The following is a 17,454-nucleotide window of genomic DNA, read 5'->3' as shown; positions in this document are numbered from 1 at the left end:
CTTTTCCCTGTGTTGCCAGTGACATGATCAAGCACAATCCGCCTTCTCCCGAACCGTTGCACCGCGCCATTGCGCGGTTCGGCCAGGCCACAGTGCTGGTGGTCGGCGACTTCATCCTCGATCGTTTCGTCAACGGCGTCATCGAGCGGATCTCGCCGGAGGCGCCGATACCGGTGCTGCACGGGCGCGGCGAGACCTCGACCATGGGCGGCGCCGGCAATGTCGTGGCCAACATCGTTTCGCTCGGCGCTGCCGCTATTCCCGTCTCGGTCATAGGCACCGATGTGGCAGGCGATAGCCTGGTGCGGATGCTCGGCGAGCTTGGCGCCGATACGGCGGGCCTCGCGCAGGAGCGTGGTCGCATGACCTCGTCCAAAAGCCGCTTCAGCGCGCTCAACCAGCAGGTGCTGCGTTTCGACGAAGAGGAGATCAAGCCGCTCGGCGCTGCGGAGCGAGCCGGCCTGATCCGGCATTTCCGCGCCGCGCTGGCGCACGCCGACATCGTCATCCTGTCCGATTACGGCAAGGGCATCCTGCTCGACGGCGTCGCCGGCGACTTGATCGCCATCTGCCGCGAGGCTGGAAAGCCGGTGCTGGTCGACCCGAAAGGCCGCGATTACGCGCGCTATGCCGGGGCGACCGCCATTACCCCCAACCGCAAGGAACTCGGCGAGGCCGCCGGCCATGCGGTGTTCGCCGATGACGAGATCGTGGGTGCCGCACGCGAGCTGATTTCGGCACATGGTTTCGATTTCGTGGTCGCGACGCGCAGCGAAAAGGGCATGAGCGTGGTCGGCCCCGACGAGGCGCGCCACATCGCCACCCAGGCGCGCGAAGTGTTCGACGTTTCGGGCGCCGGCGACACGGTGATCGCGAGCTTCGCGCTGGCGCTGGCCGTGGGCGCCGATACGGTCATGGCCGCTTCGATCGCCAATGCCGCTGGTGGCGTCGTGGTGGGAAAACGCGGCACCGCGCGGCTGACGGTCGAGGAACTCACCGGCGCGCTGTTCCGTTCGCATGGGCCGACGGCCCACAAGGACGCCATCCTCGACGCCACGTCGGCCGCGCGCATGGTGGCGGCGTGGAAGGAAGAGGGCCTGAGCGTCGGCTTCACCAATGGCTGCTTCGACATCCTGCATGCCGGCCATGTCAGCTTGCTGCACGCGGCGCGCAGCCAATGCGACCGGCTGGTGCTCGGCCTCAACAGCGATGCTTCGGTGCGGCGACTGAAGGGCGCCGGGCGCCCGGTCAACGACCAGCACGACCGCGCCTGCGTGCTGGCAGCACTTGCCTCGGTCGATGCGGTCGTGGTTTTCGAGGAAGATACGCCGCTGGCGCTGATCGAAGCGCTGCTGCCCGACATACTGGTCAAGGGGGCCGATTACACGGTCGACACCGTGGTCGGCGCCGATGTGGTGCAGAAGGCCGGCGGACGCGTCGTGCTGGTCGATCTGGTCGCCGGAAAAAGCACCACCAACACCATTGGCAAATTGCGCGCCGGCGGCACCACAAACTGAGGGTTTCATGTCCGAGTTGAACGATTACCTTGTCCGCTCCGTGGCTGCCATATCAGCCATGGTCGAACGGGACCTGACCGGTGAGATGGAGCGGGCAGCGAGCGCCGTGGTGACTGCGCTTTCGTCGGGGAAAGCTTTGCTCATCGCCGGCAATGGCGGCTCGGCCAGCGACGCCATCCACATTGCCGGCGAACTGGTCGGCCGCTTTCTCAAGGAGCGCAAGGCCTACAATGTCATCGCGCTGCCGGCCAATGCAGCGGTGCTGACCGCCTGGGGCAACGACTATGGATTCGACACGGTGTTTTCGCGCCAGGTCGAGGCGCATGGCGCTGCCGGCGGCGTGCTCCTGGCGATCTCGACCAGCGGCAATTCGCCGAGCATCCTTGCCGCCGCCGAACAGGCGCGGAGGATGGATATGACGGTGATCGGCATGACCGGCGACACCGGCGGCAAGCTGAAGCCTCTGTCCGATATCCTGCTCAACGTGCCGTCGACCTCGACGCCGATCATCCAGCAGGGGCATCTGTGCCTTTACCATCATCTGTGCGAGGTGGTCGAAGCGCGCCTCAGCAATGGCTGATCCCACGACCTCTGGCCGCTTTCCGCTGGCGGAGCCGGGCCTATGGGTCGAGCGGGTCGGCTCAAGGGTGTTCGCCGCCGGCTCGCCGGCGCTGTTCCTCGATCGCGACGGCACCGTCAATGTCGATACCGGCTATCCGGATGATCCTGCCGAAATGGTGCTGCGCGCGGACATAGCCGCGGTGATAGCCGCCGCCAACCGGGCTGGCATTCCGGTCATCATCGTCACCAACCAGTCGGGCATCGCGCGTGGCTATTTCGGCTGGGGCGATTTCGCCGCCGTCAATGGCCGCGTGCTCGAGCTGCTGCGCGTCGACAATGCGTTCGTCGATATGGTCGTCGCCTGCGCCTATCACGAAGCTGGCTCCGGTGTGCTTGCGGTTGCCGATCATCCGATGCGCAAGCCCAATCCGGGCATGCTGCTGGAGGCGGCCGGGCGCCTCGGGCTCGATCTGCGGCGTTCGCTGATCGTCGGCGACAAGGAGGCCGACATGGAGGCGGGACAACGCGCCGGCCTCGCGCAGGGCTGGCTGGTAGATGGACAAGCAGCTGTCCGATCGGGCTTCACAATTCGGCCTTGGTGCGAGCGCGCGGATTTCGACGGCCTGCTCGCCGCAATAGCTGCGCTTGGCACCGCCTCGGGCGCGCCGTGACGGCTTACATCCGATCTTTGTCTCGCCAGGCTTCATAAAGCTTGGCCTCTGTCGCGAACGAATACAGCATCACCAGCATCGAATAGACGAACCCGTGCCGGCCGCACAGGAAGTAGCGCTTGGCCAGGTAGAACTTCAGAAAGTTGCCGAGCGGCGACAGCACCAGTCTTATCAGGCCGGGCTTCTTGGCTCGTTCGACAAGCGTGGCAACCTTGAGGCTGGAGTAGGTGTTGGCCCTTGCCAGATCCTCGGCAATAGTCATTTCGCGGCGATGCAGCAGCACGCCATTTTCTATCGTGCCGGTTTCGCCTGGCACCTCGAACGACTCATGGACCCGCAGATTGAGGTCCATCGTGGCCTTGTCGCGGCGGAAAAGACGCAGCAGCCTGTTGTGAAGCACCCAGCGGTGCGCATAGCCATAGCCCTTCAGCTTGTCGCGGCGTCTGATGTACCATCCGTCGAAGGCGTCATTCCCAAGCTGGGTCACATTCGTGATTGACTGCCTGAGCACGTCGTCGATGGCCTCGTCGGCTTCAATCGAAAGGCACCATGGTTGCGTGGCCTGATCGAGCGCGAATTGCCGCTGACGAGGAAAGCCCGGCCAATCGTTGTGAAACAGCCTTATCGGGTAGCCTTTGGCGATGTACCCGTTGACGACGTCCAGAGTGCTGTCCGTCGAGCCCGAATCGACGACGATGATCTCGGCGCAGAAATCGACGCTTTCCAGGCACTCGCCGATCATGTCGGCCTCGTTCATGCAGATGACCAGCGCCGAAACCGGGCTAGAAAATCGAGTCATCGTCCCACCCCACGGCACACTGTTCTCGGAATTGGGCTGCCCTGCGCCCCTGTTTACGCAATCCCGAAAGCGCTATGCGCTTTACCCGGGAAAACCGTTACATACTTTTTCTGGAATTGCTCTAGGAAACCAACAAGACGGCTACGGCAGAAATTCCGGCTTCACAGGAGAGCTATCGAACGCCAAAGCGGCGCTGATATGGCGAGGCCTTCAAGCGACATCGGCGAAAGCTCGTTGCGGTTCAGCCGGCTCAAGGCTGTGCGAACGAGACCAGCCCTTCGTCCTTGACCCGGCGGATGGTGAGCGCTGTGCGCACCGTGTCGACATTCGGGGTCGAGGTCAGTTCCTCGATGACGAAGCTCTGGAAGGCGCCAAGGTCGCTCGCCACGCAATGCAGCAGGAAATCGGATTCGCCCGACACCATCCAGGCGTCGCGTACGATCGGCCAGCCGCGGGTGCGCTCGGCAAAGATGCGCAGTTCGGCATCGGCCTGATGATGCAGGCCGACCAGGCAGAAGGCAACGACATCGAGGCCGAGCGCTGGTGCATTGAGCAAGGCACGGTAGCCACGGATGATGCCGGCTTCCTCCAGGCGCTTGACGCGGCGCAGGCATGGCGGCGCCGAAATGCCGACGCGGTTCGACAGTTCGACATTGGTCATGCGGCCGTCGCCCTGCAATTCGCGCAGGATCTTCCAGTCGATGGCGTCGAGGTCGGCCTTGAGCGGCATGGGGGCTCTCGATCATGAGGGGCAATACGCAAGAATCTTGCGTGATTTTGTAATTAAACGACTTCGCTGTCCATTCCATCCTTCGCCCGGAATATTTCGCGGGATCAGCGGCCGACAGGTGCGACAAAGCTTTCCGGGGACGAACACCAACTTGCCTTGCTGGCGTCGTGGGCAACACTTACATTACGCGCGACAATGATCGAGTTTTCCATGCCGCAATTGCCGGCAGCCCTCCGCAGAGGCTTTAGATGACCACCAAGCACGCGCCCGTTCTCATCATCGGTTCCGGCCCGGCCGGCTATACGGCGGCGGTCTATGCCGCCCGCGCCATGCTGAAGCCGATGCTGGTCGCCGGCCTGCAGCAGGGCGGGCAGTTGATGATCACCACCGATGTCGAGAATTATCCCGGCTTCGCCGACCCGATCCAAGGTCCGTGGCTGATGGAGCAGATGCTGAAACAGGCCGAGCATGTCGGCACCGACATCATCAACGACATCATCACCGAGGTCGACCTCAACGTGCGACCGTTCCGCGCCAAGGGCGATTCCGGCACGACCTATACCGCCGACGCGCTGATCATCGCCACCGGCGCGCAAGCGAAATGGCTGGGCATCCCGACCGAGCAGGACTTCATGGGTTTTGGAGTCTCGGCCTGCGCCACCTGCGACGGTTTCTTCTACAGGGGCAAGGATGTCGCGGTGGTCGGTGGCGGCAATTCCGCGGTGGAAGAGGCGCTCTATCTGTCCAATCTCGCCAGGAGCGTGACGGTCATCCACAGGCGCAGCGATTTTCGCGCTGAACGTATTCTGCGCGAGCGGCTTCTGAAGAAGGACAATGTCCGCGTCATCTGGGACACGATCGTCGATGAGATCACCGGCCGGCCCGGCAAGACGCCGCTGCCGCCCTCGGTCGAGGGGCTGAAGCTAAAGCATGCGGTGACCGGCGAGGTGTCGCACCTCAAGATCGACGGCGTGTTCGTGGCCATCGGCCATGCGCCGGCGGTTGAACTGTTCGCCGGCAAGCTCAAGCAGAAGCCGAACGGCTATCTGTGGACAGCGCCGGATTCGACCCGCACCGATGTGCCGGGCGTGTTCGCGGCCGGCGATGTGACCGACGATATCTACCGCCAGGCGGTGACGGCAGCGGGGCTCGGCTGCATGGCCGCGCTCGAGGCGGAGAAGTATCTGGCCGGCATCGAAGTGCATCGCGAAGCGGCCGAGTAGAGAGTTCAGAGAGCGGCTTAGAAACGCCGTGTAAAAGCCTGATTTTTCATTCAGACGCCAAAACAGAACGAGGGGAATCATGGCGTTGGACTGGGACAAGCTACGCGTGTTTCACGCTGCGGCGGAGGCGGGGTCGTTTACCCATGCGGCCGAGACATTGCATCTCTCGCAATCGGCGATCTCGCGGCAGGTCAGCGCGCTCGAGCATGATGTCGGCGTGCCGCTGTTCAACCGCCACGCCCGCGGGCTGGTGCTGACCGAGCAAGGTGAGATGCTGTTTCGCACGGCGCATGACGTGCTGATGAAGCTGGAGACCATCAAGTCCCGGCTGACCGAGACCAAGGATCGCCCGTCGGGCGTGCTGCGGGTGACGACGACGGTGGGGCTGGGCGCCGGCTGGCTGACCGAGCGGGTGCAGGAATTCATCGAACTCTATCCCGAAATCAGCCTGCAGTTGATCCTCGCCAACGAGGAGCTGGATCTCACCATGCGCCAGGCCGATTGCGCCATCCGGCTGCGCCAGCCGCAGCAGCCGGACCTGATCCAGCGCCGCCTGTTCACCGTGCATTTCCACCTCTACGCGGCCCCATCCTATGTCGCCAAGCACGGCAAGCCGTCTTCCGTCGCCGAGCTGAAGGCCCATCGCATCGTCACCTTCGGCGTGCCGGTGCCGTCGCATCTGTCGGAGCTGAACTGGCTGGAAACGGTCGGTGATTTCGAAGGCGGACAAAGGGTGCCGACGCTGCAGATCAACGACATATTGTCGATCAAGCGGGCGGTGCAGGGCGGTGCCGGCATCGCCATGCTGCCCGACTATGTGATCAGCAAGGACTCCGATCTGGTGCAGCTGCTGCCGGAGACCGAGGTGCCGTCTTTCGACACCTATTTCGCCTATCCCGACGCGATGAAGAACCAGGCCAAGCTGCATGTGTTCCGGGACTTCATCATCGCCAAGGCCCGAAGCTGGTCCTTCTGATTTTCGTTTTCACGCCCTACGGGATTATCCCCGCCAGGGCATCAGCCGAGGCAGCCAGCCGGGCACGTTGCGGCGGTAGGTCTCGTATTCGGCGCCATAACGGCGGCTAAGCGTCGGCTCTTCATAGAGCCTGACGAAGGCGCCCATGGAGACAGCGCTGACGGCGGCATAGGCGACCAGCGCCCAGCTCGAGAACAGCAGCGCCTGGCCGAGGATGATCGACAGCACGGCGACATACATCGGGTTGCGGACATGGCGGTAGATGCCGCCTATCACCAGCCTCTCGGTCGGGGCGACCGGTGCGGGTGTGCCCAGGCCCTCAAGCGCAAAACGGCCGAAGGCATGCAGGAGTGCCGCGCCCGCGGCAACGATCAGAAGCCCGCCAACAGGGGCAAAGCCCGGCAGGCTCGACCAGGGCAAGCCCCAGCGATCGGTCAACAGCCAGGGCACCAGCCCGGCAACCACGCACGGCGCCGCGATGAAGAAGGCCGCACTGCCGGCGATCGCCGAAAACCTCCGCATTGGCTGCTTGCTCCGCGATTGCCTTAGAAATGCACGCCTGCTGCCCGCTTCCACATCATTGCCCAGTTTTGGCATTTCGAGCCGAAAGCCAGCCGAGATTAGCGATTCTGTAGTTGCAATTGCCCGATTCAGCGCTCCATTTCGACGATTTTGCTGGTCCTATTGGCTTCTGGAATGGGTTAGACCACAGCCTGCGTCTTTTTGCATGTGTGTGTTGCAAAATAGATGCTTGTTTCTTGGGCATGATGAGCACATATATAGATCATCTCCTGGGCGCGTTCTCCTCCCATTAGCGCCCTCGAGTGTTCCCCTCTGGAGGTTAGCCTTAACAGGCACTCCAATCAAACTCAGCCGGATCTTCATTGATCCGGCTTTTTTGTTGCCTGTACCCTGCTGGGCCGGCCAAAAATTCCATCACAATTGCCACGTAACGGTGACATGTAACCTCTGGTAACATATCCCGGACGCCCGCGACCTGCTATGTAGATCATAGGACGCGGTGTGGTTCGGACGGGAGATGGGGGCATCACTCGTACGGCCCGGGCTCAGGCGGCTACCGCGTCCGAACCGTTTTTCCGCCGAACTCGGCGGTACCAAATGCGGCGGACCTGACGTTTTACCTCCCAAGGAAACGGTCCGCGAACAAAACGACGTCCGGTCCCCGCCGGACGTCGTTTTCTTTTGTTCCCCCGAATCAGGTTCGAGAGGAACGCCACGCCATCAGGCAGCCTTGCCGTTGGTGTTCATGGCGTCGTCAGCCAGACGGCCGGTGAGTTCGGCCATGTGGTCGAAGACGGCACGATAGCTGGCAACGCCCGCGGTCGCCGAGCGCAACTCGATGATCAGGTCGCCGATCTCGGCTTGCGGCATGGTTGCCTCGACGACATCCCATCCCGGCCAGTCGGGTCGCGCGTCGTAGCCGAGGATCTGGCCGCGCCGCTGCGGGATGAGAGCGATGATCTTCGAGGTGGCGTCGGAGGGGGTGACGATCTCGACCTTCATCACGGGCTCCAGGAGCACCGGCAAGCACGCGGCCATGCCTTCCTTCATCGCCAGCCTGGCCGCCATCTGGAAGGCCATGTCGGAGGAATCGACCGCATGATAGGAGCCGTCCGACAGGTTGACTGCGACATCCACGACCGGAAAGCCCAGCGGCCCGGATTTCAGATAGTCGCGGACCCCGGTCTCGACCGACTGGATGTAGGTCTTGGGCACGACGCCGCCGGTGATGGTGTCGGTGAACTGGAAGCCGGAACCGCGCGGCAGCGGCTTGATCTCGATCACCACGTCGCCGAACTGGCCATGGCCGCCGGACTGTTTCTTGTGACGGCCGCGCTGCTGCGCCGATTTGCGGATCGTCTCGCGATAGGGCACCGCCGGCGGATGACCTTCGACCGGTATCTGGTTCTTGCCTTCCAGCCGCTCGCGCACCACGCGCAGATGCATCTCGCCATGGCCCGACAGCACGGTTTCGGCCGAGTCCTGATTGTGGCGCAGGCTGAGCGAGGGGTCCTCCTCGGCCAGCCGCTGGATGGCGGCCGACATCTTCACTTCGTCCTTGCGCTCCTTGGGGCGGAGCGCGAAGGCGAAGACCGGCTGCGGCGGCTCGAACTGGACGAGCGGCTTGATGCCGCCCTTGGCCGAGCTCAGCGTCTGGCCGGTCTTGACCTCGTCCAGCTTGCCCAGTGCCACCGTGTCGCCGACCTTGGCGATGGAGAGCTTGGACTGGTCCTTGCCGAGCATCCGGTAGATGCCGGAAACCTTGGCCGTGTCGCCGCCGGGCAGCCAGAGTTCGGAACCGTCGACGACCTGACCGGAGAGGATGCGCGACACCGACAGCTTGCCGCCATGCGAGGTGTGGATGGTTTTCATCACCTGGACCAGGGTAGCCGCGCCGTCGGGTGCACCGAGCCGTTTGCGGGTCGCCTCGATGTCGGGCGCGTCGTGGCGGATCGCCTTCAGGAGGCGCAGCACGCCGTTGCCTTTCTCGGCGGTGCCGATCAGCACCGGGATCACCGCACCGTCACGCAGGTCGGCGGCGAGGTCGTCGAAGATCGCATCCTTGGGCGGCTCGATCTCCTCGAGCAGTTGTTCCATCAACTGGTCATCATGGTCGGCCAGCGTCTCCAGCATCGAGAAACGCGCTTCGAGCTCGCGCGCCTTGTCGTCGCCGGGAATCTGCGCCACCTCGCTTTCGGCATATTCGCGATAGATGTAGGCGCGCTCCAGCGCCAGGTCGATCGAACCAATGACGACACCGTCCTTGCGCAGCGGAATCTGGCGCAGCAGCAACGGCACGGCACTGGCCGGCTGCAGCATCTTCAGCGTGTCGCGCACGCCGGTGATTGCCTTGTCGACCTTGTTGAGGAACAGAATGCGCGGCACTCCGAGATCGTCGAGCTTGCGCATGATCAGTTGCAGGGCAGGGATCTTCTTTTCATCGGCCTCGGCTACGACGACCGCGAGGTCGCAGGCGGCCAGCACCGGTTCGGCCTCGAAAGAGAATTCGATGGAACCGGGACAGTCGACGAAGGTGATCTGCTCGCCCATGAATTCGGTCGTGGCGACCGTCGCCTCGACGCTCATGGCGTGGGCGCGCGCCTCGGGCGAATGATCTGAAACGGTGTTACCTGATGAAACGGGATTTTGTCGGGGAATTGAGCCCGTACGGGCCAATATGGCTTCGAGAAGTGTCGTCTTACCGCTTGCGAAGGGACCGACTATGGCAATGCATTTCGGTCCCGTGCGTCGTCCTCCGGCGCGAGTACCCATGACTGACCTCCACTCAGGCGTTTCCCGTAGGACCGACTGGCATGTATGGTTCAGGCTTGGTCAATCGGTCCTGAGCGGCGGCCGGCCTGTTCGACCGTCGCGGGCGGGGTTCTTTTCAAGTGCCACCTGCCCAAAGCCATCGTCCCACTTGTTTGCCGGCAGGGCAAGAAAAATAGAAACCCTTTGCTCGGCAGTGGACCGTGCGGATCATATGCTGGGGCTGGCAGCGGGAAGCTGTTGCACGTCGACCGATATCGGCCGAAACTGAAAACAGGCGACCCGTCGCCCGCTGCTTGAAGGACCATCGACCCATGAAGATCATTGCCTGCGGCAGCGTGCCGACCGTCATCGCGCCGGAAAAATACTTCGCCGGCCGGGTGCTGCAGACGCCGATCATCGAGAAAGAGGCGCCGGCGCGGCTGCGGGCCACGCTGGTCAGCTTCGAGCCGGGCGCGCGCACCCACTGGCATACGCATCCGCTTGGCCAGACGCTGTACGTGACGGAGGGCGCCGGGCTTGCCCAGACGTGGGGCGGCCCGATCCAGGAGATCAGGGCCGGCGACGTCATCTCGTTCGCGCCTGGCGAAAAACACTGGCATGGCGCGGCGCCCAAATCGGCGATGACGCATATCGCGATGCAGGAGGCGCTCGACGATGTCCATGTCGATTGGCTGGAGGGGGTCACCGACGAGCAGTTTGGCGGTCGAGACACCTAAGCCGGCGGAGGGCAGGCTTCTTGCCGCAGCGATGACGATCGTCGCGCAAGCTGCAAAACCGCTGGCATTTAAACCACTCGGACGCCCAGAAAATTCAGCCTCCGCCGGGCGCCTTCCCACGCCCTGATGCTGACATCGTTGAGATAGCAGTCCATCAAGACCCTGCAGCCGACCAAGATCTCGACCGGTTGTCCAGCAAAAACCATTGCGCCCGGCCGCCCAAAAAAATTGTGTATTGTTCCGTCGTCAAAGCCATTTTCTCCGAAATTGGCGAAATCCCCTACGTCCCCTTCAAACCAACGCTGAAAATCGACAAGGGTGCTGTTGCTTCGGTAATCTCGTCCCACGGCTTGATCGCCTGAAAAGGTGCCAAAAACGACATCGGTCGCCTGAAGGACTCTGGTGTGGCTGTAGCCGATTTCGTCACGCATCCACCTGTACCTTGTGTCGTAGGTGGAGACGAATTCCGCAAACAAGTCGAGCCGGCCGGTCTTCTTGGGAGTGTAGGTAAACCAGATGCCGCTTTCGAGCATGGCGTGCAGGTAATCTCTATCGCCGGCGCTGTTGTTTTCGAAAAATACCAAGCCGCCCAAATCCGGCGCCCCATCCCACTCGTAAGATTCGTCTCGCAGAATGCGTCCGTCCCCGGTCCGGTTGAACCAGCTGTATTTGTAGTTACCGAAGGTGCCAGGCCAAAAATGGAAATACTCATAGGGATCGCCTTGCAGTTGCCGCGTTTCCATCGGCATCGCCCCATCTTTGCGGCGCGGCAAGACAACCATTTCGGAGCGATCGAAACTGTTGCCTAGAATTCGCTTTCGATCGTTGCGATCGGCAAAGCGTTTCAGTTTTGCCCTGGTCCATTTTTCAGCTTCCTCGGTCCAGTAACAGCCCGACTGTGCTTTCAGGTAATCAATTTTTGCCTCGCCAAGAGCGGAGATCTGGCCCTCGTCGTTAGGGTCCGACTGCTTGAAATAGTTCATTGATGTGGCTGTCTGCTCGGCAAATGAAACACTGAGCGCCTGCTTGAACCGCTCGGTATTTTCAGTGCCCGGCCCGGACACTATGAATTCGCCGTCGTGATTGTTTGATGGATTGCCGCCTTTGGCCATGATGCATCTCCCTTCTGAGGCTTCATGGTTGATCGAATGCGGCCGGCTTCCTAGTCGTCATATGACGATGGTCCGCGGGTTCGCTGCGCACGTTTCCCGGATTGCAAGCTGATTTCGCGCGTCTGGCTCGCACGCCATGCCGGCCGGCAACGTCCCTCGGAGCCACTTCGGCTTTGACTGTAGCACCTGCATGGCCTCTAACTCACGTCTGGATATAGCCATGTCAAAGCACCGTCTGCCCCTGGTCGCCGCTATCTATCTTGGTTCGTTCGTGGCTCTGCTCGACGTCAGCATCGTCAATGTCGCGCTGCCGACCATCCAGCAGGCGTTGCAAACCGATTTCGGCGGCCTGCAATGGGTGGTCGACTCCTACACGCTGTGCCTGTCCGCCTTCATGCTGTCGTCCGGCCTGATCGGCGATCGCTATGGCCGCAAGCGCTCGTGGCTGGCCGGCGTCGGCATCTTCGTGGCCGGTTCGCTGATCTGCGCCGTCGCGCCCAATCTGCCGGTTCTGCTGGCCGGCCGGGTGGTACAGGGCATCGCCGGCTCGCTGCTCATTCCAGGCGCGCTGTCGATCCTGACGCAGGCCTTTCCCGATGCGCGCCAGCGCGCTGGCGTCATTGGCGGCTGGGCGTCGTTCGCCGCCATCTCTCTGCTCGTTGGTCCCGTCCTCGGTGGCATCCTGGTCGAGACCGTCGGCTGGCAAAGCATCTTCTTGATCAACCTGCCGCTGGGCTTGATCACGATCGCGCTCGGTGCTGTTTCGATCAACGAGACGGCGCATCCCGAACATGCCCATCTCGACCTCGTCGGCCTGGCTCTCAGCATCCTTTGGCTGGGGGCGCTGACCTTCGGCCTGATCTCGGCCGGCGAGAATGGCTGGGGCGAGCCAAGGACGGTCGCGGCGCTGGTCGCCGGCGTCGTCGGTCTGGCTGCTTTCCTCGGCTTCGAGGCGCGCACTGCACGCCCGATGCTGCCGCTTGGCCTGTTCCGCGATGTCCGCTTCGCCGTCGCCAATGTCGCTTCGTTCGCGCTCGGCTTCACCTCCTATTCCAGCGTCTTCTTCTTCTCGATGTTCCTGCAGCAGGTGCAGGGCTGGTCGCCGACGCAGACCGGCCTGCGCATGGCGCCGGCCTTCATCGTCCAGATCGTGGTGTCGCCATGGATCGGCAGGCTGAGCGCGCGCTATGGTCACTCCGCGCTGATGACCATCGGCTATGTTGCTATCGGCCTGTCCATGCTCGGCATGTGCTGGGCCGGCCCTTCGACGCCCTATGCGATGCTGTGCCTTCTGTTCGCCATTGGCGGCCTCGGCAATGCGCTTGCAATCCCGACCGGCAGCGCTGCCGCCATGTCCTATGCGCCGCGCGAACGCTCGGGCATGGTGTCGGCGGTCATCAATGCCACCCGCCAGAGCGGCCTTGCCATCGGCATCGCCTTGCTCGGCGCCTTGATGAGCATGCGGGCAACCAACCTTTTGACCGGGTATCTCGGCGATGCCGGTGTCGCCAACGCGGAAGCGGTCGCCCGTGCTGCGATTTCACGGCATGATTTCGCAACCGATGCGGCGATGGGCGAAAGCGGCGTGCATGAACTCTATGCTGCCGCCTATGCCGGCGGCTTCCACGCCGCGATGCTGACGGCAGCGATCGGCGCGTTCCTCACCGCCGCATTGCTGGTCGCCGTGCTGGCGCCGGCCGAGGCGCGCTCGGCCAAAGAGACCAAGCACGAGGCGTGAGGCTGACGGCCCATTAAAAAACCCGGCGGTGAAGCCGGGTTTTTGCATTCATAGTGCGTCGGTCAGGTCAGCGAAGCCGTAAAACGCTGGATGCGTGTGCAGGCTTCTTCCAGAAGCGTCTCCGAGGTCGCGTAGGAGATGCGGAAGTTGGGCCCGAGGCCGAAGGCCGAGCCGAACACCACCGCGACGCCCTCGGCTTCGAGCAGTTCCGAGCAGAAGGTCTCGTCGGTGTCGATCAGCCTGCCGGCCTTGGTCTTCTTGCCGATCAGCTGGGCGCAGGAAGGATAGACATAGAAGGCGCCTTCCGGCGACGGACAGGTGATGCCGCGTGCCTGGTTGAGCATCGACACGACAAGGTCGCGCCTGCCTTGAAAGATCGCCTTGTTTTTGGCGATGAAATCCTGCGGGCCATTCAGCGCCTCGACGGATGCCCATTGCGCAATGGTGCAGGCGCCCGATGTCTGCTGACCCTGGATCATGTCCATCGCCTTGATCAGTTGAACCGGACCCGCCGCATAACCGATGCGCCAGCCGGTCATTGCATAGGCTTTCGACACGCCGTTCATGGTCAGCGTGCGCTCGTAGAGCTTAGGCTCGACCTCGGCGATGGTCCTGAAGACGAAATCGCCATAGGTCAGGTGCTCGTACATGTCGTCGGTCAGCGTCCAGACATGCGGATGCTTCAACAGCACGTCGGCCAGCGCGCGCAATTCGGCTTCGGTATAGGCGGCACCCGACGGGTTCGACGGCGAGTTCATCAGCAGCCATTTGGTCTTCGGCGTGATCGCCTTTTCCAGCACGGAAGCGGTCAGCTTGAAGCCGTTGTCGATCGAGGTGTCGGCAAACACGGAGGTGCCGCCGCATATGGCCACCATCTCGGGGTAGCTGACCCAATAGGGGCGAGGAATGATGACCTCGTCGCCGGGGTTCAGCGTCGCCATGAAGGCGTTGAACAGGATCTGCTTGCCGCCGGTGCCGACTATGGTCTGCTCGGGCTTGTAGTCGAGATTGTTCTCGCGCTTGAACTTTTTTGCGATCGCCTCGCGCAGCGGCACGATGCCCGAAACCGGCGGATACTTGGTTTCGCCACGGCGGATCGCCTCGATTGCCGCATTCTTGATGTTGTCGGGCGTGTCGAAATCCGGTTCGCCGGCGCCAAGCCCGATAATGTCACGGCCGGCATTTTTCAGCTCGCGCGCTTTCTGCGTGACCGCGATGGTGGCGGAAGGCTTCACGCGGGAAAGGGTGTCGGCAAGAAAGGCCATGAGCTTGACGTCTCCATGGAAGATCGGCGCGGCCAGGAGCGACCGCGGCGCTTCTCATGTCGCATGATTTCGCGCAACGCAAGTATTGTCGGCTGATCCAGGTCTCAAGGAGCTGTGATCGGGACCCGGGGTCGGCAACAATAAATTCATTAACGAGCGGTAGAGGCTTGAGTGGCAGGATGGCAGACCAATTGCGGAGCGAGGAACCGTGTCGCGCAGCGTCGGGCTTGCCCACATCATCCGTCAGGACGACGGCACCTCCACCGGTGTCTGGGGTATCTACACGCTGCAAAGCGCCTTCCAGCCGATCTTCGCTTTCAAGGAAGGCAAGCTGTCGGTGGTCGCGTTCGAAGGGCTGATCCGGCCGTTCCGCGACGGCGAGCCGCAATCGCCGATGAATTTCTTCTCGACCTGCCCGGCCGCCGACCGGCTGCATATCGAGGCGCTGACCAGGACGCTGCATCTTCTCAACGCCGGTGCCTGCCTGCCGCGGGAAGCATCGATCTTCGTCAATTTCGACCCGTCAGTGTTCACCGAACGCGCCGTTGCCGACGCTGCCTTGCGCGAAATGCGGCTCGTGCTGCACGAGGCCGGCATCGACCCGCGTCGCGTCGTCTGCGAGGTGACCGAGCAGCGGTCGGCGTCGCAGGAAGCCTTGCATGGCTTCGTCGCGGCACTGAGGGCCAACGGTTTTCGCATCGCCGTCGACGATTATGGCGCGGACGATTCCGACATCAATCGGGTCAAGGAATTGAAGCCGGATATCGTCAAGTTCGATGCCTACTGGATCACGCAGCTGATGGAGTCCGGCGCCGGCTTCGCGTTGCTGACCACCATGGTGAAGAACTTCGAGGAGCAAGGTATCCATACGGTGTTCGAAGGCATCGAGGAGGGCTGGCAACTGGAGCTCGCCGAGAAATCGGGTGCGTCGATGGTGCAGGGTTTCGTGCTGGCGCGGCCCGAATTGGCGCCGACCAGCTTTGGCGTCTTCGACAAGGCCAGGCAGGCGCCTGTCGCTGCTGCCGTCGACACGTCGGCTCCTGCCGTGGGAACGCCTTCGGCGCGGCCGGTCAAGGCCTTCGGGCGCCGCGTGGCGACATGAGAGACGATCGGCGGCGCAATGTCGGCGATGCGATCCGGGTCGACGAAGTCGGCATCGAATACGGCATCCATGGCGAGTTCCGGCTGCGCAGCGCCTATCAGCCGATTTTCGCGCCGCGCGGCCGTTTCCTTCACGCGGTCGCGGCCGAAGCCCTGATCGAGCCGCACCGTGCCGGCCGCCCCGGCGCGCCGAAGGTGTTCTTTGAAAGCGTTGCCGTCTCGGACCGGCTGTTTGTGGAAACCATGTGCCGGGCGCTGCATCTCAGGAATTTCCGCAACATCGGCGTCGACGGGCTCGACCTGTTCTTCAACTACAACCCGTTGATCAACGACCATGCCGGGCGGGCATTGGCCGAGATTCGCCTGATGACCAGGCATCTCGGCGAGTTCGGCCTGGCGCCGGCCATGCTGGTCTGCGAAATCACCGAACAGGCGGCGGACGACGCGCTTCTCGTGCGGCTGGTGCGCGAGATGCGGCGCGACGGCATCCGCATCGCCATCGACGATTTCGGCACCGGGCACTCGACCGAGGAGCGGGTGAGCCTGCTCAAGCCCGACATCGTCAAGATCGACGGCACCTGGTTCGCGGAGTTCTGCCGCCACGCTGCCGCCGAACGGTTCTTCCGCCCGCTGGTTTCCAGCCTGCATGACCGCGGCGCCAAGGTGCTGGTCGAAGGCATCGAGCAGCCCACCCATCTGCGCGTCGCGCTCGAAGGCGGCGTCGACCTGCTGCAGGGTTTTCTCCTTGCCCGTCCGGCCTTGGCCGGCACGGTATTCGAGGAGAAACCGCTGGTCATCGATGCGCTGCTGGGCCGGGACAGCAAGGTCGTGCCCCTCTTTGGCTAGGGCATGTCGATATTCAGGTGATGCCGGCCTGCAAACGGCGGCTTCCTGCGCTTCCCTAGTTCTACTGCCACGCAGTAGAACTGAGCTCACGTACTTAAGTACGCTCCGCTCCGGTTCTCGGAACCCACCGTTTTCGGCTCGGCCTGACCTGAATCTCAACATGCCCTTCAACGGCCTCAGATTTTCGGCGATTCACATATCAGCGGCGCTGATCGTCGTACCAAAACAAATCATTGGTTGAGACCGCCGCCGCTGCGATAATCGCGCGGAGACAGTGCTCCGGGGAACAGCCATGATACTTTACGGCATGATCGACAGCGGCAATTGTTACAAGCCGCGCCTGCTGATGGCCAAGCTTGGCCTTGGCTTTACCAATGTCGAAGTGAGTTCGCACACCGGCGATACGCGCAAAGCCGACTTTGTCGCCAAGAATCCGAATGCTATGGTGCCGCTGCTCGAGTTCGACGATGGCCGGCGGCTGGCCGAATCCAACGCCATCCTGCTCTATCTCGCCGAAGGCACACGCTTCCTGCCGGCGGACAGGTATGAGCGTGGGCTTGCCTATCAATGGCTGTTCTTCGAGCAATACAGCCACGAGCCTTACATTGCCGTGCGCAAGGCGCTGCTGACCTTCCCCGAACGTGCTGGGGATGCGACCCCGGAGCGGCTGGCGGTGACGCTGGAGCGCGGCAACAAGGCGCTCGGCGTGATGAACAGGCATCTGGAAAACAATGCTTTCTTTTCCGGCAGCACGCTCAGCGTCGCCGACATCGCGCTCTATGCCTATACGCATACGGCGGAGCAGGGCGGCTTCCATCTCGACGCCTATCCGGCGGTGGCGGCCTGGCTTGGCCGAGTGGAAGCGGATCCGGGGCATGTGCCGATCGAGTGGATGGGGTAGTTTG

At 62.7% G+C, this 17,454-nt stretch carries 16 protein-coding genes; 10 read left to right on the top strand and 6 right to left on the bottom strand.

The window, feature by feature from the left end; genetic code table 11:
- The first annotated feature begins 23 nt into the window (after positions 1-23).
- Genes rfaE1 through NP503_RS24310 form a run of 3 tightly spaced genes read left to right on the top strand, consistent with a single transcriptional unit; the run spans position 24 to position 2,749 of the window.
- A complete protein-coding gene (gene rfaE1, locus NP503_RS24320; protein WP_127270424.1) occupies positions 24-1,517 on the top strand; it encodes a D-glycero-beta-D-manno-heptose-7-phosphate kinase in 1,494 nt (497 codons plus the stop codon).
- A 7-nt stretch (positions 1,518-1,524) separates the two neighbouring features.
- Entirely contained in the window at positions 1,525-2,097 is a 573-nt protein-coding gene (locus NP503_RS24315) for an SIS domain-containing protein (protein WP_127270425.1), read from the top strand.
- On the top strand, positions 2,090-2,749 hold the full coding sequence (locus tag NP503_RS24310; protein WP_127267434.1) for an HAD-IIIA family hydrolase: 660 nt from the start codon (positions 2,090-2,092) through the stop codon (positions 2,747-2,749). Before NP503_RS24315 ends, NP503_RS24310 begins: the two co-directional genes overlap by 8 nt.
- A gap of 4 nt (positions 2,750-2,753) precedes the next feature.
- Here NP503_RS24310 and NP503_RS24305 read toward each other — a convergent pair whose 3' ends face one another.
- On the bottom strand, positions 2,754-3,548 hold the full coding sequence (locus NP503_RS24305; RefSeq protein WP_127267435.1) for a glycosyltransferase family 2 protein: 795 nt from the start codon (positions 3,546-3,548) through the stop codon (positions 2,754-2,756).
- 250 nt (positions 3,549-3,798) lie between these two features.
- Positions 3,799-4,278, bottom strand: a complete 480-nt coding sequence (locus NP503_RS24300; RefSeq protein ID WP_013530077.1) for an Lrp/AsnC family transcriptional regulator — start codon at positions 4,276-4,278, stop codon at positions 3,799-3,801.
- 248 nt (positions 4,279-4,526) lie between these two features.
- Between NP503_RS24300 and trxB the strand changes: the two genes are divergently transcribed.
- The gene (gene trxB / locus NP503_RS24295; RefSeq protein WP_127267436.1) at positions 4,527-5,501 is read left to right on the top strand and encodes a thioredoxin-disulfide reductase; all 975 of its coding nucleotides are present in this window, start codon (positions 4,527-4,529) and stop codon (positions 5,499-5,501) included.
- A gap of 79 nt (positions 5,502-5,580) precedes the next feature.
- Positions 5,581-6,477, top strand: a complete 897-nt coding sequence (locus tag NP503_RS24290; protein ID WP_023809733.1) for a LysR family transcriptional regulator — start codon at positions 5,581-5,583, stop codon at positions 6,475-6,477.
- 24 nt (positions 6,478-6,501) lie between these two features.
- Here the strand turns inward: NP503_RS24290 and NP503_RS24285 are convergent, their stop codons facing one another.
- Positions 6,502-6,999 carry an isoprenylcysteine carboxylmethyltransferase family protein gene (locus NP503_RS24285; protein ID WP_127267437.1) on the bottom strand — a complete coding sequence of 166 codons (498 nt, stop codon included), beginning with the start codon at positions 6,997-6,999 and terminating at the stop codon, positions 6,502-6,504.
- 720 nt (positions 7,000-7,719) lie between these two features.
- The gene (locus tag NP503_RS24280; protein WP_127267438.1) at positions 7,720-9,771 is read right to left on the bottom strand and encodes an elongation factor G; all 2,052 of its coding nucleotides are present in this window, start codon (positions 9,769-9,771) and stop codon (positions 7,720-7,722) included.
- 311 nt (positions 9,772-10,082) lie between these two features.
- Between NP503_RS24280 and NP503_RS24275 the strand changes: the two genes are divergently transcribed.
- Entirely contained in the window at positions 10,083-10,487 is a 405-nt protein-coding gene (locus NP503_RS24275; RefSeq protein WP_127267439.1) for a cupin domain-containing protein, read from the top strand.
- Positions 10,488-10,555: 68 nt separating this feature from the next.
- Here the strand turns inward: NP503_RS24275 and NP503_RS24270 are convergent, their stop codons facing one another.
- Positions 10,556-11,599: a hypothetical protein gene (locus NP503_RS24270; RefSeq protein WP_127267440.1), complete on the bottom strand. Its 1,044-nt coding sequence runs from the start codon at positions 11,597-11,599 to the stop codon at positions 10,556-10,558.
- Between the two features lie 220 nt (positions 11,600-11,819).
- On the opposite strand from NP503_RS24270, the gene NP503_RS24265 reads away from it, so the two are divergent.
- Positions 11,820-13,337 (top strand): MFS transporter, encoded by a 1,518-nt coding sequence (locus tag NP503_RS24265; RefSeq protein WP_127267441.1) that lies wholly within the window; start codon positions 11,820-11,822, stop codon positions 13,335-13,337.
- 62 nt (positions 13,338-13,399) lie between these two features.
- Here the strand turns inward: NP503_RS24265 and NP503_RS24260 are convergent, their stop codons facing one another.
- The gene (locus tag NP503_RS24260) at positions 13,400-14,602 is read right to left on the bottom strand and encodes a pyridoxal phosphate-dependent aminotransferase (protein WP_127270426.1); all 1,203 of its coding nucleotides are present in this window, start codon (positions 14,600-14,602) and stop codon (positions 13,400-13,402) included.
- 208 nt (positions 14,603-14,810) lie between these two features.
- Here NP503_RS24260 and NP503_RS24255 point away from each other — a divergent pair, with 208 nt between their 5' ends.
- From NP503_RS24255 to NP503_RS24245, 3 genes are all read left to right on the top strand, one after another.
- The gene (locus NP503_RS24255) at positions 14,811-15,704 is read left to right on the top strand and encodes an EAL domain-containing protein (protein WP_127270427.1); all 894 of its coding nucleotides are present in this window, start codon (positions 14,811-14,813) and stop codon (positions 15,702-15,704) included.
- A complete protein-coding gene (locus NP503_RS24250) occupies positions 15,701-16,549 on the top strand; it encodes an EAL domain-containing protein (protein ID WP_127270428.1) in 849 nt (282 codons plus the stop codon). Before NP503_RS24255 ends, NP503_RS24250 begins: the two co-directional genes overlap by 4 nt.
- 292 nt (positions 16,550-16,841) lie before the next feature.
- Positions 16,842-17,450, top strand: coding sequence for a glutathione S-transferase family protein (locus NP503_RS24245; RefSeq protein ID WP_127270429.1), 609 nt, complete (start codon positions 16,842-16,844; stop codon positions 17,448-17,450).
- Positions 17,451-17,454 lie beyond the last annotated feature (4 nt).

Origin of the sequence: Mesorhizobium sp. SEMIA396, from assembly GCF_024518615.1 — a bacterium.
In the GTDB taxonomy this organism is placed as follows: Bacteria; Pseudomonadota; Alphaproteobacteria; order Rhizobiales; family Rhizobiaceae; genus Mesorhizobium.
This window is presented reverse-complemented; position numbering and strand designations above follow the sequence as displayed.